This is a genomic window from Nostoc sp. C96, assembly GCF_059384975.1.
The window spans coordinates 6,091,585-6,107,995 of the sequence record NZ_CM182020.1 but is presented as its reverse complement, the minus strand read 5'-3'; the positions used below and the strand labels follow the sequence as shown (position 1 = coordinate 6,107,995).

Annotated in this window: 10 protein-coding genes and 1 riboswitch; of the genes, 7 read left to right on the top strand and 3 right to left on the bottom strand. The window is 39.8% G+C overall.

Going from position 1 to position 16,411, the window contains the following annotated elements:
• Positions 1-366: 366 nt before the first annotated feature.
• Both thiC and AC504W_RS26000 read right to left on the bottom strand, forming a co-directional pair.
• The gene (gene thiC, locus AC504W_RS26005) at positions 367-1,740 is read right to left on the bottom strand and encodes a phosphomethylpyrimidine synthase (protein ID WP_494875107.1); all 1,374 of its coding nucleotides are present in this window, start codon (positions 1,738-1,740) and stop codon (positions 367-369) included.
• 8 nt (positions 1,741-1,748) lie between these two features.
• A riboswitch (TPP riboswitch) is annotated at positions 1,749-1,845 on the bottom strand.
• A gap of 84 nt (positions 1,846-1,929) precedes the next feature.
• On the bottom strand, positions 1,930-2,802 hold the full coding sequence (locus AC504W_RS26000; protein WP_494875106.1) for a phosphodiester glycosidase family protein: 873 nt from the start codon (positions 2,800-2,802) through the stop codon (positions 1,930-1,932).
• A gap of 122 nt (positions 2,803-2,924) precedes the next feature.
• On the opposite strand from AC504W_RS26000, the gene AC504W_RS25995 reads away from it, so the two are divergent.
• From AC504W_RS25995 to AC504W_RS25980, 4 genes are all read left to right on the top strand, one after another.
• Positions 2,925-3,551, top strand: a complete 627-nt coding sequence (locus AC504W_RS25995; protein ID WP_494875105.1) for an rRNA large subunit pseudouridine synthase E — start codon at positions 2,925-2,927, stop codon at positions 3,549-3,551.
• Positions 3,552-3,756: 205 nt separating this feature from the next.
• Entirely contained in the window at positions 3,757-5,082 is a 1,326-nt protein-coding gene (locus AC504W_RS25990) for a PAS domain-containing sensor histidine kinase (protein WP_494875104.1), read from the top strand.
• Between the two features lie 235 nt (positions 5,083-5,317).
• The gene (locus AC504W_RS25985) at positions 5,318-7,306 is read left to right on the top strand and encodes a serine/threonine phosphatase (RefSeq protein WP_494875103.1); all 1,989 of its coding nucleotides are present in this window, start codon (positions 5,318-5,320) and stop codon (positions 7,304-7,306) included.
• 88 nt (positions 7,307-7,394) lie between these two features.
• Positions 7,395-8,654 carry a protein kinase domain-containing protein gene (locus AC504W_RS25980; protein ID WP_494875102.1) on the top strand — a complete coding sequence of 420 codons (1,260 nt, stop codon included), beginning with the start codon at positions 7,395-7,397 and terminating at the stop codon, positions 8,652-8,654.
• Positions 8,655-8,725: 71 nt separating this feature from the next.
• Here AC504W_RS25980 and AC504W_RS25975 read toward each other — a convergent pair whose 3' ends face one another.
• Positions 8,726-8,944, bottom strand: a complete 219-nt coding sequence (locus AC504W_RS25975; RefSeq protein ID WP_096581264.1) for a DUF4327 family protein — start codon at positions 8,942-8,944, stop codon at positions 8,726-8,728.
• Between the two features lie 630 nt (positions 8,945-9,574).
• Here AC504W_RS25975 and AC504W_RS25970 point away from each other — a divergent pair.
• The 3 genes from AC504W_RS25970 to AC504W_RS25960 all read left to right on the top strand — a co-directional run bounded on the left by AC504W_RS25970 (position 9,575) and on the right by AC504W_RS25960 (position 16,376).
• Positions 9,575-9,970, top strand: a complete 396-nt coding sequence (locus AC504W_RS25970; protein ID WP_494875101.1) for a tetratricopeptide repeat protein — start codon at positions 9,575-9,577, stop codon at positions 9,968-9,970.
• Positions 9,971-10,041: 71 nt separating this feature from the next.
• Positions 10,042-14,085: a glycosyltransferase gene (locus AC504W_RS25965; RefSeq protein ID WP_494875100.1), complete on the top strand. Its 4,044-nt coding sequence runs from the start codon at positions 10,042-10,044 to the stop codon at positions 14,083-14,085.
• A gap of 167 nt (positions 14,086-14,252) precedes the next feature.
• Positions 14,253-16,376: an O-linked N-acetylglucosamine transferase, SPINDLY family protein gene (locus AC504W_RS25960; protein ID WP_494875099.1), complete on the top strand. Its 2,124-nt coding sequence runs from the start codon at positions 14,253-14,255 to the stop codon at positions 16,374-16,376.
• The last annotated feature ends 35 nt before the right edge of the window (positions 16,377-16,411 follow it).

Genomic DNA, 16,411 nt, shown 5'->3' with positions numbered 1-16,411 from the left:
TCAATCAAACAGCGATCGTAGCAAAATACCTAACTAAATTCAGCATCATATTAGTCTGGTGAGAATAGCCAAAATTAAACTTATCCTGATGCTATATTAAAATATCTTCTGAAAGGTTGATCTGTATAGATGTTGAGGGTGACATCACAGCTGTATTTCAACACTGAAGTGTAATTTTATAAAAAAGCGATCGCCTTTCTGGGATATTTAGAAAATGCGATCGCTCCATCTGTTTATTAATTTGCCAAACTATCGATACTGACATAACTAGTTAGCTTTTGAACGCAGAGGTTTGTGGAGGTAAACGCAGAGTCACGCAAAGTTTTCTCAGCGATACTTTGCGTTTACCTCTGTGTGCCTTTGCGTTTAAACTTGAGTTACCTTTTCTTTCGCCAAGAACTTCTCTAGTTCTGTCAGCGCATCAGCATCAACCTTAGTTTGCATAGGACAGAACTTCGGCCCGCACATTGAACAAAATTCAGCCGTTTTGTAGATGTCTGCGGGTAAAGTTTCGTCGTGATATTCCTTCGCTCTTTCTGGGTCGAGGGATAATTCAAACTGACGGTTCCAGTCGAAGTTGTAACGAGCGCGGGAGAGTTCGTCGTCTCTGTCTCTTGCACCTGGGCGATGTCTAGCAATATCGGCGGCGTGGGCTGCTATTTTGTAAGCAATCAACCCATTGCGAACATCTTCAGCGTTAGGTAGTCCTAAGTGTTCTTTGGGTGTAACATAGCATAACATTGCTGTCCCATACCAACCAGCCATTGCTGCACCAATAGCAGAAGTAATGTGGTCATAGCCAGGAGCAATATCTGTTACCAACGGCCCCAACACATAGAAAGGTGCTTCGGAACACTCTTCCATTTGCTTGCGGACGTTAAATTCAATTTGATCCATTGGGACGTGTCCAGGCCCTTCTACCATTACCTGTACATTGTGTTCCCAAGCTTTGCGAGTTAACTGTCCGAGGGTTTTTAATTCTGCCAATTGTGCAGCATCAGAAGCATCATGGGTACAGCCAGGACGCAGGGAATCACCTAAGCTGAAGGAAACATCATATTTCTTGAAAATTTCAATGATGTCTTGGAAGTGGGTGTAAAGCGGGTTTTGTTTATGGTGATGCAGCATCCACCGTGCCAAAATGCCACCACCACGAGACACAATCCCAGTAATGCGGCTTCTGACGAGGGGTAAATGTTCCATCAAAATGCCAGCGTGGATGGTTTGATAGTCTACCCCTTGCTGGGCGTGTTTTTCGATGATGTGGAGAAAGTCATCAGCGGTAAGGTTTTCGATTGTGCCGTGGACGCTTTCTAATGCTTGGTAAACTGGCACTGTACCAATAGGAACAGGTGAGGCGTTAATAATAGCGGTGCGAATTTCATCTAAGTTACCGCCACCTGTGGACAAGTCCATCACAGTATCAGCGCCATATTTCACCGCGAGTTTCAATTTATCTACTTCTTCTTGAAGATTGGAAGAGTTGGGTGAAGCACCAATATTGGCATTTACCTTACATTTGGAGGCGATACCAATAGCCATTGGCTCTAGGTTGGTGTGATTAATGTTAGCCGGGATAATCATCCGTCCCCGTGCTACTTCCTCACGAATCAGGTCAGCAGGAAGATTTTCCCGCTGGGCAACGTAGTGCATTTCTTCAGTGATAACACCCTGACGTGCGTAGTGCATTTGAGTTACATTGCTCTGCCCACGCCGCTTGGCAACCCATTCTTTCCGCATGATTGAAATTCCTCAATAAACAGCTTCCCTCCGCTGGTATTACCCAGACTCAGGTGTTAAGGGTGTGATCTCAGCCTGATGATTTAGGCACCCCTAGCATGGATGTAGATTGTACCATTTTGTTTAGGGTGGAGAGCAAAGAGGTTAACAATTTATGAGGTATGGGTTAAAGCGATCGCACCTCACCTTCTAAACACCAGATATTTTCGGGCGATCGCCTTTTTGAAATCTCATCCAATCTTGTTTTAAAGTCGTAGGAGCAGGATTTTTGCCATCATAAACGACAATGACATTTGTTAATGGTCTACTTGCTGGAACTAAAATTTTATTGTTAGCAGCTAACGCTTTCGACGCACCACCATCTAAGTTCATGGCTTCATAACAGCCTATTGCTTTCATGGCTTGCGCTTCTTGTTGCAAAGTTAAGCTACCATCGAAACTCACCAAAAACAACTTTTTACCATCGGCAGGGAAACCAATTGCTGTGCGTGCGCCTTGTCCTAAAACGTGAGGATCTTTAAATCCTTCTAGTCCTGGGTTGAGCCAAATCTTTCCCTGTCTTAACAATCGCGGGCCACAGGTGAGAGAAAACCAATGTTGATGCCATTCAGGTTTACCATCAACCCGTGCTGTAATCATCTCTGGTTGGTTGCCAACTCGCAAACCCAAGGTAGTACCAAAATTTTCCCATTGGCTGTACTTGAGAAATCTACCTGCTGCTACCATGTTACCCATGACTGTCTTCTGGGCATTTTTGGCGAAAAACGTGCCATTGGCAATCACAGCGGCACGATAACGAGATACCATTTTGCTAAATTCTTCATCACCGCTACTTTTCTGCTGTGTATTCGCAAAAGCTGCATTCTTGGCTAAACCAATAGTTATCAAGGTTTGCGGGTCAGTAAGATCAATAATTGTCTGGTAGAAAGAAATCCCATTCACCTTGGCTTTTTTTATTTGGACAGTTTGAGCAGTTGCGGGGAGTGCTAATGACAATCCGTTTACTAGGGAAGCACCTCCCAGGAACAAGAAAGAACGTCTGCAAATCTTAGAGTTCAGCATAATCAACTCATACTTATGTGGTTTTTATTAAAATTCCCAATTTTTTGCATAATTTCACTCACGAACCTCTGTTAACTATCAGTTGGAAAGTTAAGGAGTAGCGAAAAAATAGATAATATCTCATGACTATTAGCTTTCGGTATCTGATTTTTCACAAACCCTACGGTGTCCTCAGTCAATTTACGCAGGAGACACCGAACCATAGCACCCTTAAAGATTATATTGATGTACCTGATGTCTATCCTGTGGGGCGTTTGGATTGGGATAGTGAAGGGTTATTACTGTTGACAAACGATGGAAAATTGCAACATCGACTTTCTGATCCGCGTTTTGCTCATCCGCGAACTTACTGGGTACAAGTAGAGCGGATTCCCGATACAGATGCTATAACCAAATTGCAAACGGGTGTAGAAATCCAAGATTACCGCACTCGACCTGCAAAAGTGAGGCTGTTACCCGAAAATCCACCAGTGGGCGATCGCCATCCACCCATCAGATTTCGTAAAAATGTGCCGACAGCCTGGTTAGAAATGACTTTAACAGAAGGCAAAAATCGTCAGGTGCGGCGGATGACTGCGGCTGTAGGGTTTCCAACGTTACGGCTGATCAGGGTGAGCATAGCCCATCTCAACTTGGATGGACTACAACTAGGCCAGTGGCGCGACTTGAGTGCATCAGAACTCAAATTGCTGCATAACTTACCTCACAAATATTCTGACTCTAGAACTAAGAAGTCTAAATTTTCTTAGTACATATATTGTTCGGGTAAATCAATAAATTGATGTAAATAAAAGTAATTAATCATCTGTAGGTGTGAGCCATCAATAGAAAGCATTAAATACTAGAAACAGATTTTTATGGCTTGAATTGGCTAACTCTAACCAAAAAAATTATAATAAATTCTTTTTATTCCCTATTAATGAACTTTAGCCCTTGGGTACAAGTTTACGTCTTATGAGCTTTAATCAGCGATCGCTCTGGCATCAAACCCGCCAACAACAAGATACCTTGTCAGCACCTCCGGCTCGCTTGGAACTTGTGCCTGAACGAACCTCGGATTTAGAACTGTACACAGCAGAAATGCTACGGCGTACACAAGCAGAACTCCAGTGGTATCGCCATCTCTATGAAAATACACCGACGATTTACCTGAGTTTGAATGCAGCAGGAATAATTCTATCTGTAAACCAGTTCGGAGCTAACTGTCTGGGTTACACACCTGAACAATTAATCGAAACCCCTGTGTTGAATTTGTTTGAGCCAACAGACAAGGAAAAACTATCTGAGGTATTCATTGAGCTTTGCAGTGCTGCTCAACCCTCTGACTCTATTAATGGAGAATATCGCCTAAACTGCCCTGATAGTAAAATTACATGGGTCAAAACTACAATCCAGATATCGCCTGAACAAAACTGTCTTGAGAACAGTTCTGTGATTCTGATGGTGTGTCAAGACATCACCACTTACAAGCAGAAAGAAGTTAGCCAACAAACCAGCCGAACGACAATGCAGGCTCAGTTGGCAGAAATGGAAAGCCTCAGTCGCCTCAAGGAAGAATTTCTCAGTACAGTCTCTCACGAACTCCGTACACCATTGACAAATATGAAAATGGCGATTCAAATGCTAGGAATTGCCCTACACCAAGAACAAAATTTTTTGTGGGAAATGGCCAAGCCAGCAGCAGAACGCTCAAAAGCATCTCGCTATTTTGAAATTTTAGATAACGAGTGCGATCGCGAAATCAACCTGATTAATAACTTTCTCGATTTACAACGGTTAGATACCAGTGCGACACCTTGGGTATTAGAAACTATTCACGTCCAACAATGGCTTTGGCGGGTTGTAGAGTTATTTCAAGCACGTAATCGCGCTATATGTAAGCAAAGGGTGATTTTAAGTATCACACCTAATCTCCCGCCACTGGCTTGCGACCCTTTTAGCCTAGAGCGTATCTTCATAGAACTGCTAACTAACGCCTGTAAATTTAGCCCCTCAGAGGCAGAAATCACTATTTCAACCCAATTAAACTTACAAAATATCCAATTCCATGTGATTAATTCGGGTGTAGAAATTTCCAGTTCGGAATTAACACATATTTTTGAAAAATTCTACCGGATTCCTAGTAATGATCCGTGGAAACAAGGTGGCACAGGATTAGGGCTGGCATTAGTACAGAAATTAATTAAGCAATTAGCAGGAACAATAGAGGTAGAAAGCGGGTCAAATCGTACCTGTTTTACTATCCAATTACCATTGCATCCCCAAGTAGGTAAAAAGTAAAAAGAAAATTTATGAGCAAAGTCAATATTGCTTATGATATTTGATCAGCAAAAATTTATTTGGCGTTATCTCAAATATTTAGCTAATATGCGTCACAATTAATACTGCCACCAACATTCACTGGTGCAACCACAATCTCTTGTAGGTCTACTGTAGGCAGGGGCAACTAAATTGTGGCACTTTGGATATTAGTGGCTAGAAGCACCTTGGAACGGGAATATAAGGAACTTCCACTATGCTGATTTGCCCTCAGTGTAAATTTGAAAACCCCAAAGCTAATAAATTTTGTCAAAACTGTGGCACCTCCTTAACTCATCTGGTTTGCCATGAATGTGGTACAGAAGTACCATTAAATGCCCAAAGTTGTGATAACTGCGGTGCAGAATGTGGGCAAATTTGGTTGGCCATTATTACAAAGGAAGGAAGCGGGGACTGGGAATTAGGCAGTTGGCAAGATGATCAGGATGATTTACCAACTTTACCTCTTTCCACGGAATATACTGTACCGCTTGCTGCGAGACATGTTTTAAAAGCAGGTTCTTACATAGATAAAGAACAACGTTATCAACTGTTAGAACCTCTACCCATCTCAGAAGAGAATACAACCCAGACAGAATTTTGTGTGCGAGTTTTGGATTGCCAACCGTATCAAATATCACCTATTGAAGCAATATTAGAAAATCAAGACCAAGGATTGTTAACATCCGCAGGCAGAGAAATTAAAATTCCTCGATTAGCTAAAGCTTACGTACAATTACAATCAAAAGGGCAAGCAGAAATACCAATAATTCACGATGCTTGGCAAGAAGGTAACACCCTGATTTTGCTAATTGAAGACCGTTCTGATTGGCCAAGGTTAATTGAACTTTGGAAAGAAGAGACCACAAGTTCGTTACAAATTTTACATTGGTTTTATCAAATGACCCAGCTTTGGGCAGTATTAGAACCAATGAAATGTCGTCAAAGTCTGCTGGAATTGTCGAATCTGCGATTGGATGAAGACCAAACACTAGCGTTAGCAAGATTGTATGGGGAGGTTGAGGCACAAGTAAATGCCGAAACTGAAGATGAGACATTATCGCTGACAGAACAGCCTTTTAGTGTAAAAGTGTTGGGTGAAATTTGGCAGGAGTTATTTAGGCAGTCTCAACGTACGCAATTTGGTGCGGTATTGCAGATTTTTGAAGATTTAAAATTAGGGAAAATTCAAATGATTGCCCAGTTGCGATCGCGCCTAGAAGCGATCGCCACAGAACTAGAAGCATCGCCAATTCCCAGTTTTTCGCCAACCGCCAACCAACATCCAACTGCACCCACCATCATCCAGTTAGAAAATGAACGAGATGAAGACAGTGCTGGCAAAAGCGATGATTTACCCACCATTGTGCTGTCAATGCAATTAAGCAGTCTAGAAGATGTTGGACGCACAGACGTAGGTCGTCAGCGTCAGCATAATGAAGACTACTTTGGGATTGACACGAAAGTTGAAAAGCTAGAATTTCCTAAAAACCGAGTCTTCCAAGCCCGTGGTTTGTATATCCTCTGCGATGGAATGGGTGGCCATGCTGGTGGTGAAATAGCTAGTGAATTGGCTGTTAACACAGTGCGGCAATACTTCCAAGAACTTTGGACAACTGATCAGCGCCCAACTGAAGAAAATATGCGCGAGGCAGTTTATTTGGCGAATGAAGCAATTTATCAGTTAAATCAACAAGATGCCCGTTCGGGAGTTGGGCGTATGGGTACTACTTTAGTCATCCTCTTGATTCAGGATACCGAAGTAGTAGTTGCTCATGTGGGTGATAGCCGACTCTACCGCTTAACTCGCAAACGAGGGCTAGAACAAATCACCGTAGACCATGAAGTTGGACAGCGAGAAATTGCACGAGGAGTAGAACCCAGCATAGCTTATGCACGTCCAGATGCTTATCAATTAACGCAAGCTTTGGGGCCGCGTGACGAAAGTGCCATCTACCCTGATGTTGAATTTTTTGACATTAATGAAGATAGTTTGCTAATTCTCGCTTCTGACGGTTTATCAGATAATGATTTACTAGAAACCCATTGGAATACTCATTTACTTCCTTTGCTAAGTTCTGGCGCTAATCTAGAACGGGGTGTTAATGAATTAATTGATTTGGCAAACCAAAAAAATGGTCATGACAACATTACTGCAATACTTGTACGGGCAAAAGTCCGCCCAAACATGGAAAGTCAAAAGTAAAAAGTCAAAAGTAAAAAGACTTTTACCTTTTTACTTTTAATTTTTAACTTGTTAATTGCTACTCCCTATTTTTTATGCAGGTTTTATTGTGGTTATTGTGACACTGTTAGAACCACAAAACAAAACACCTCTGAAACAGTGGTGCTTTGATAACTCCGCCGTGATTCGCATTGGTCGAGCGGCGGATAATCATGTGGTTTTATCCGATAGTTTGGTTTCCCGACATCATCTAGAACTCAGGCAAATCAGTGCTGATAACAATGATGAATCTTGGCAGATATATAGCCAAGGTACAAATGGTACTTTCCTCAATGGCATTTTAGTAATTCAAAGTCCACTACCTAATAATGCAGTTCTGCAACTGGCACAGGGAGGGCCAATACTGCAATTTCAAATTCAAGAAATATTACCCGAAAGTAGTACAGCAGAAGAACAATTGGCTGCATCAGTGTCTTTAAGTCATGACCCTGCCAGAGCCGCTTACACTTGTACCCATGAAGGTAATTCTTCACAAAATTTGTTTTGCATCCATTGTGGTCAACCACTAGTCGTGCAACAGACGATTCGTCAGTATCAGGTGTTGCGAACATTAGGACAAGGTGGTATGGGTACCACTTATTTAGCTTGGGATACAAAAGGTTGGATGACTGGAAATCCGCAACTTTTGGTCTTAAAGCAAATGAACGCCGATATGGCGAAAATTGCTAAAGCTCAAGAATTATTTGAGCGGGAAGCTCATACGCTGAAATCACTAAATCATCCAGGTATCCCCAAGTATTACGACTTTTTTGTGGAAGGTGGGAAAAAATACTTGGCTATGGAATTAGTTCATGGGCAAGATTTGGAAAAACGTGTTCAGATGACTGGGCCTGTAACACCCGGCCAAGCGATCGCCTGGATGATTCAAACCTGCGAAATTTTAGACTATTTGCATAGCCAAGAACCACCACTAATTCATCGTGACATCAAACCCGCTAACCTGATGGTGCGAAATGCCAATAATCATATAGTGGTGCTAGATTTTGGTGCTGTTAAAGAAATTGGCACGACACCAGGCACTCGAATTGGTGCAGAAGGTTATTGCGCCCCCGAACAAGAACGGGGACAACCTCTGATTCAATCAGATTTATATGCCATTGGGCCAACACTAATTTTTCTGCTGACTGGGGAAAATCCTTTTAAATTTTTCCGCCAAAAAGGACGAAATTTCCGGTTTGATGTGGCAAACTCTCCCACGATTACACCCCAAATCAGAGAGGTGATTGAATGTGTTACAGAGCCATTGCCACGCGATCGCTATCAAACTGCCAGGGAATTAGCTACTGCATTAGCCGCTTGCAAGGTATAGGTTGGGGAGTTGCAATTGGGGAGTTGGGAGGAATAAATAATTATTTCCCCCTTGTCTCCCTTGCTTACTCCCTATTCTTCATCCCATGCTTCTACTGATAGCAGTTCACTGATTGGGTCTTGCATACTGAAGCCAAAGTCTAACAGTTCCTGTTTCCAGTGCTGCCAGTCATTGCCATAGAGAAAGGCAATTTTCCAAATGCTATCAGTTGGTTTGATGATATTGGATTCTACGAGTGATTGCACGTTACGCTGCAATTTCACCATTGGGTGAATTACTTGCTGAGTCATAACCTAGATTGAATTCAGATTTCGTTTGGGTAAATGCTTAATCAAAACTGCTTTCCGCTTGGCAATTGTTATCGATGCGTAGAGCGTTGGAATTGGTAAAGCTAGTCTTAACTTTCTAACTATACCATAACAAACACTGCTTATTTTTGGGAAAATTCGGTTTTGTACGGTAATTACCACCACAAAACTGAGAAGTTTCCTTACACGTCATCGTGTATGCGTAACGAAAAAATGAGCCATCTTGACAGTTGCACTGATAACACAAGTTAAAGTTACAGAATTTTATCTACCTCAGCCATCAGTATGTGAGTAATGGTTTGAAAAACAAGGATTTCGGCTGGTTTGAGGTTTTGAAGACACGGTGAAGGAGAGTTTACCGCGTATCTTTAGACGTAATCAAAGATATCGCAAACATCTAACAGTAGATATCTTTATTACAAAAATTTATAAATAATTAATTTTCTCATAGAGATTAAACAGCAGCCTAGCTAGGTATTTCATTGCTTGGGTATGCCACTGAACAATTATAAAAACTTTACAATTTCGATGATAGTTTCTTAAAGGTGCTGGGTACTCTCATAACTGGAGGCTTGCTGGCACCTCAGTATTTCTGACAGCAACTATTGATACATGCCTAATTCTGGGGATGATTATATTATTTCCCGACAAAAGAAAATTGAGCAGAAGAAAAGGATTTTAACGATAGTAGGCTTAGTATCTTTCGTGGGTTCTACGGTATTTGGGGTGATTACTGGAGTACAACAAACACATCAGCAACCTCCAACAAAGAATGTATCTCTTGAGTCTTCTTTACAGCAACAAGCACGGGGTTATGAACTAGTTTTGCAAAGGGAACCAAACAACCAAGTTGCTTTAGAAAAACTAGCTATAGCTCGATTGCATTTAAAGGATACCAAAGGTGCGATCACGTTGATGGAAAAGTTAGTGCAACTGCATCCTGACAGACAAGACTATAAAGTTGTTCTAGAAGATGTCAAGAAGCAGCAAAGTAAGAGCGATCGCTAAGGCTTATTTCACTACTACCAAAAAAATAAAAATATTGGTTGGATGTAACCCATAACAGTAAATTAACAAATATGAATAAACATATATTATTATCTACAGAAGATCCGGGAGTTGGTGGAGTTGCACAATACAATCACGCACTTTTATGTAAATTAGCCAAATTAGGTTATCGAGTTACTTGTCTACAACCTTTTACAGTAAATGATAGTGTAATCAGCCAGCAACAACATCTAGGGATTGAGCATATTTGCTTAACTCAAGAAGTTATTCAAAATTTATCTCAAATTTTAGCAACATCAGGTAATCAGCCTGATTTAATTATTTGTAGTAATACCAATCCTTTTGCTAATTTAAATATTAAACACATTGCTATTCAACTTGGTATACCTTACATTATTATTGAAGGTCTTGTTGAACCTCACTTAGCAGAGCAGTTCTCAATTTATTTAGAACACTTATCTCATCACTATAATAAAGCTAAGTCAGTAATTGCAGTTTCATTTGAGAATTTAAATTTATTACACCAACTGTTTAAGCTACCTAAAAAATTAGGTGAAGTTATATATTACGGACGACCTCCACAATATTTCACTGATTGTGATTTAGATTTACGTAAAAGTTTGCGGCAATCACTAAATATTCCTTCAGATGCGGTAGTTTGCTTCACTGCTGCTCGCATAGAAACACGAAAAGGTTATCAGTTCCAATTAGAGGCAATTAAACGTCTAATCAACAGCACAATATGGAATAATCTTTACTTTATTTGGATAGGTGCTGGAATTTTTGAACCACAACTGGAAATCAGCTTGAAAGAGGAAGTTGAGCAACTAGGAATAAGCAATAAAGTTATTTTTTTAGGACAGCGCTCTGACGTTTCAGATTGGCTGAACACTGCTGATATTTTTGTTTTTCCTTCTGTATTAGAAGGAATGCCTTTATGTGTTATGGAAGCGATGGCTAAAGGATTACCAGTCATTGCTTCAGCCGTGAGTGGTATTCCTGAAGAATTGGGTGAGACAGGTAAACTGCTGACTGACCCTAAAGTTGATCCACAAGCCACAGTTAGTGAATTAGTCAGCACTCTTGAAGACTGGGTAGTTAATTACCAGTTACGCTATTCAATTGGTCAAGCGTGCAAGGCAAGAGCAGAAGAGATGTTTAGAGAAGAACGGATGCTAGAACAAACGATGGCAGTAGTTGAAAGAGCATTATTACCTGATGGAGATTATGTTTCACCAGGCTTAAAAATTATCCAACCGAGCCAATTTTTCCCTAATATGATTGTGGGTGATCCAAGCACTTGTAAATGGCCTTATTTACGTAGTGAGATTCCCCATAATTGGTATGTAGATCAGAGACAACCAAGTATTGGATTTCTCAGTCGAGATGAGGCACATATTGTCTACAATACAGCACTTCAGTTTAAGGGTAAAAGAGCTTTAGAAATTGGCTGTTGGCTTGGTTGGTCTGCCTGTCATTTAGCTTTAGCAGGTGTTGAATTAGATGTAGTAGATCCTCTATTAGACAGACAAGATATTCATGACAGTGTAAGAAATTCTTTACAAGCTGCTGGTATTTTTGATTCAGTAAATCTTGTGGCTGGTTACAGCCCACAAAAAGTAGATGAGTTAGCCCAGCAATTGCAACGTAAGTGGTCTTTGATATTCATTGACGGTGATCATGAAGCACCAGGGCCACTCAATGATGCGATCGCCTGCGAACAATTAGCAGAACCTGACGCATTGATTCTATTTCATGATTTAAACTCTCCTGATGTAGCCCAAGGCTTAGACTACTTCAAGCAGAAAGGGTGGAACACAATGGTCTACCAAACTATGCAAATTATGGGGGTAGCTTGGCGTGGAAACGTTGAACCAGTGCAACATCAGCCTGATCCAAAAGTTAATTGGAATTTACCAAAGCATTTACAACATTATTCTGTATGTGGAATATCTGAGACTCAATCAGTAAACGAGTTTCAGGAGATTTTAGATGTTATCAGACCATATACTCTCCTGAGCGAAGCTCGGCTATATTCACTTTACTCTCTAGCGAAGCAAGTTTGTTTAGAAAATATACCTGGCAATTTTGTGGAGTGCGGAAGTTATAAAGGAGGAGCAGCAGCACTTTTAGCAGTTATTATCCAACGCTACAGTTTATGCTCAAGATTGCTATATGCTTGCGACACTTTTGAAGGAATGCCAGAACCGACTGAATTTGACTCCTGTAATGGAACACCTGCAAATCTCACAGGCTATGGTGTTGGTACTTTAAAAGCTCCAATAGCAGAATACTTAGAATCCATCTGTCAACGTTTAAATGTCCAGGATATTGTTGTACCCGTAAAAGGTTTATTTGCAGAAACATTACCTCAGTATAAGTCCCAGATCGGCAGTATTGCTTTTCTACATGCTGATGGAGATTGGTATGAATCAACAATGGACATTTTTAATAATCTCTATGAGAGTATTGTTCCTCATGGCAGAATTCAGATAGATGACTATGGCCATTGGGAAGGTTGTAAGAAAGCAATACATGAGTTTGAACATCAAAAAAAAGCGAGATTTAATCTACACACAATTGATTACACAGGTGTATGGTTTAAAAAGTTAGATACCTTTAAACAAAGGGTTCCGAAAATTGTTGTTGATGGCATATTTTTTCAACTCTACCAAACTGGTATTGCGCGTGTCTGGAAGTCATTATTAGAAGAATGGGCAACCAATGGATTTGCTAATCATATTGTTGTTCTTGATCGTGGCGGTACTGCACCGAAAATTTTTGGAGTTAGGTATTTAGATATTGTCAATTATGACTATAACAATACTGAAGCTGATAAACAGATGCTTCAACAAATCTGTGATGATGAAGGCGCAGATTTATTTATCTCTTCTTATTACACTACTCCATTAACCACACCTTCTGTATTCATGGCTTATGACATGATTCCAGAAGTGATGGGATGGAATATGGATAATCCCATGTGGCAGGTGAAACATCAAGGTATCCAGCACGCATCGGCTTACATAGCAATTTCAGAGCATACAGCGCATGATTTATCAAACTGTTTCCCTGAGATACCTGTAGAGTCTATTGCTGTAGCTCATTGTGGAGTGAGTAGTACTTTTTCGCCAAGTAAACTTGAGGAAGTTAATGTATTTAAATCTAAATATGGCATTACAAAACCTTACTTTATTTTAATTGGTACAGGAAATGGTTATAAGAATAGTATGTTATTCTTTCAAGCATTTTCGCAACTAGCTAGTAGTTATGGATTTGATATTATTTGTACAGGTAGTGGTGGAATATTAGCACATGAGTTTAGAGATTGTACTTCAGGTAGTAATGTTTATATGTTGCAGCTTAGTGATGAAGAGTTAGCAACAGCTTATTCTGGTGCGGTGGCTTTGGTTTATCCTTCTAAATATGAAGGTTTTGGAATGCCAATTGTTGAAGCAATGGCTTGTGGGTGTCCAGTAATTACTTGTCCGAATGCTTCAATTCCTGAAGTTGGAGGAGAGGCGGTAATATATGTGAATGATGATGATATAAACGGACTAGCGAATGCTTTATGTGATGTGCAGAAGCCTAGTATTCGTCAAGCATTAATTGAGGCTGGTTTGGTTCAAGCACAAAAATTTTCTTGGTCAAAAATGGCGAGTCTAGTCAGTTCTACTTTGATTAATGCTAGTCTGCTATCTTTAAATCTTAAGGAAATTAATCTAATTGTTTTTCCTGATTGGTCGCAATCAGAAGATGTGGTTGGTTTAGAGTTAGAATCTGTAATTAAAGCGATCGCAACTTATCCTGATAGCCAGAAAACCACTCTACTAATCAACACAAGTAACATCTCTGTTGCAGATGCAGAACTGTTACTCTCTGGAATTACAATGAATCTGCTGATGGAAGAAGATTTGGATATCAGTGAGGGACTAGAAATTTCTTTGGTTGGTAGTTTAGCAGATATTCAGTGGCAAGCTTTATTACCCCGTCTCAACAGCCGAATTATTTTGGAACATGAAGATAAAGCGGTTTTAGCAGAATTATCTATAGAATCACTACCAGCTTGCGAACTAGAAAGCTTGATTAATCAACTCTGTGTTTTACAGAGTTAAGTAAGGTGTGTTTCGGATATGCAAAAATTTGGCAGTTCCAGAAAATGATAATTAGCCGTAACGCATCGTATTTAGTGCTGCGTTACGTATTGCTTTAATACACACTAAAATTTCATGGTTATTCTCAAAATCTGTTTAGATAATATTTAAAAATCGGAGAATTTATATTGATTAGCACAGAAAAGGAATCCATCAATGATTCAGAGAACCTGAATACAAGTAATATCAATGTAATTATCTTTCCTGATTGGTCACAGCCAGAAGAGTCTCTTTGCTTAAACTTAGAAAGGGTGATTCAAACGGTGAACCATCATCCTGATAGTAATAGGATAAATTTAATTATAGATAGTAGTAATGTTACTGAAGATATCGCTAATTTAGTATTATCTGGCGTATTGATGAATCTTTTGATGTCAGATGATTCTGATATAAGTAGTACAGGATGTGAAATTTCTCTAATTGACAGTTTAGATGCTGAATGTTGGGAAATGATATCTGCTCAAATTATTTTAAATGATGGTAATAGGGAAGATTTAAGTTATTCGCCAGCCGACAATATTCCAAAATATACAATAGATGAATTCTGTAATATATCGATAGTTCAACTTATTTATGATTTGGCTAATAAGTTATTCCAAGAAGGACAATGGCAAGCTGCGATCGCACAATATCAAAAACTGCTAGAATTTCAAATCTATAGTTTAGATATATATGGTAATTTAATTCATTGCTACAGAAGTTTACAGCAAACAGAGGCATATTATGCAACGCTGAATCAGGCGATCGCATTATACCCTACTGAAGGTAGCTTACATTTTTCGCTAATTATTGACTTGCGTCGTAATGGACGCACCAAAGAAGCAATTGCTAGTGCTGAGAATGCTTGTAAATGGATACCTGATGATTATACTTTTAAACTGCTGAAATATTTAACAGTTCCCAGTATTTATGATCATGAAAATGAAATAAATTTTTATCGCCAGCGCTATATCCAGGGATTACAAGATTTAATTGCACAAACAAGCCTAAATACTCCAGAAGCAAAAAATAATGCCTTAGCTGGTATAGGTCGGCTAACAAACTTTTATCTATCTTATCAAGCACAAAATGATCGAGATTTGCAAAGTCAATATGGACAATTAGTCCATAAAATCATGGCGGCAAATTATCCCCAATGGGTTGCGCCTTTATCTATACCAAATCTCCAGCCACAGCAAAAAATTCGCATTGGCTATGTTTCCCAGTTCTTACATTCTTATAGCGGTACATTATGGTTAACTGGTTGGCTGCGCTACTGTAATCATCAACTCTTTGAAATTTACTGTTACTATACAGGTAACGAACCAGATCCAGTAACAGAACAATTTCAAGAATATAGCGATGTTTTCCACCATATTCCTCATAATTTGCCAGGTGTTTGTGAACAAATAATTGCTGATAATTTACATATTTTAGTGTTTCCTGAAATTGGCATGAACCCGCAAACTATGCAAATTGCTGGACTGCGGCTTGCACCTGTACAATGTGTAGCTTGGGGACATCCTGTCACAACTGGTTTACCAACAATTGATTATTTTTTATCTAGCGAGTTAATGGAACCAGAAAATGCACAAGCACATTATTCTGAGAAACTAATTCGCTTACCAAATATTGGTGTATCTTACCCCAAACCGTATATTCCCCCAATTATCAAAACTCGCTCAGATTTCCAACTTCCAGATGATGCGGTAATTTATTTATGTTGCCAAGCACCGTTTAAATATTTACCACAATATGATTTTACTTTGGCTGAAATTGCGCGTCGTGTTCCGCCAGCGAAATTTGTATTTTTGCGAGGAACTTTACTCCAGCCACGATTACAACGCGCCTTTGCTGCGGTTAATTTGAATAGTGAAGATTACTGTGTATTTTTGAGTATCCCAGAACGTTTAGACTATTTGATGATTAACTTGCTTGCAGATGTTTATCTGGATACTTTTACGTGGTCTGGTGGTAATACTACCTTAGAAGCGATCGCTTGTAATCTTCCCATTGTCACTTGTCCAGGAGAATTTATGCGTGGTCGTCACTCCGATAGCTTTCTTAAAATGCTGGGAGTAACCGACACCATCGCGCAAAATGCAGCAGAATATATTGATATCGCCGTTAAACTAGGTCTAGACTCAACTTGGCGAAACAACATAGCCGCACAAATAAGTCAGAATCATCATCTACTATTTGATGACCAGGCTTGTGTAAAAGGTTTAGAAAGTTTTTATCAACAAATTTTGGAACAACAACCAAAGTATTAGGACATAGGTAGATGAGAAAACTTAGACAGCAAAAA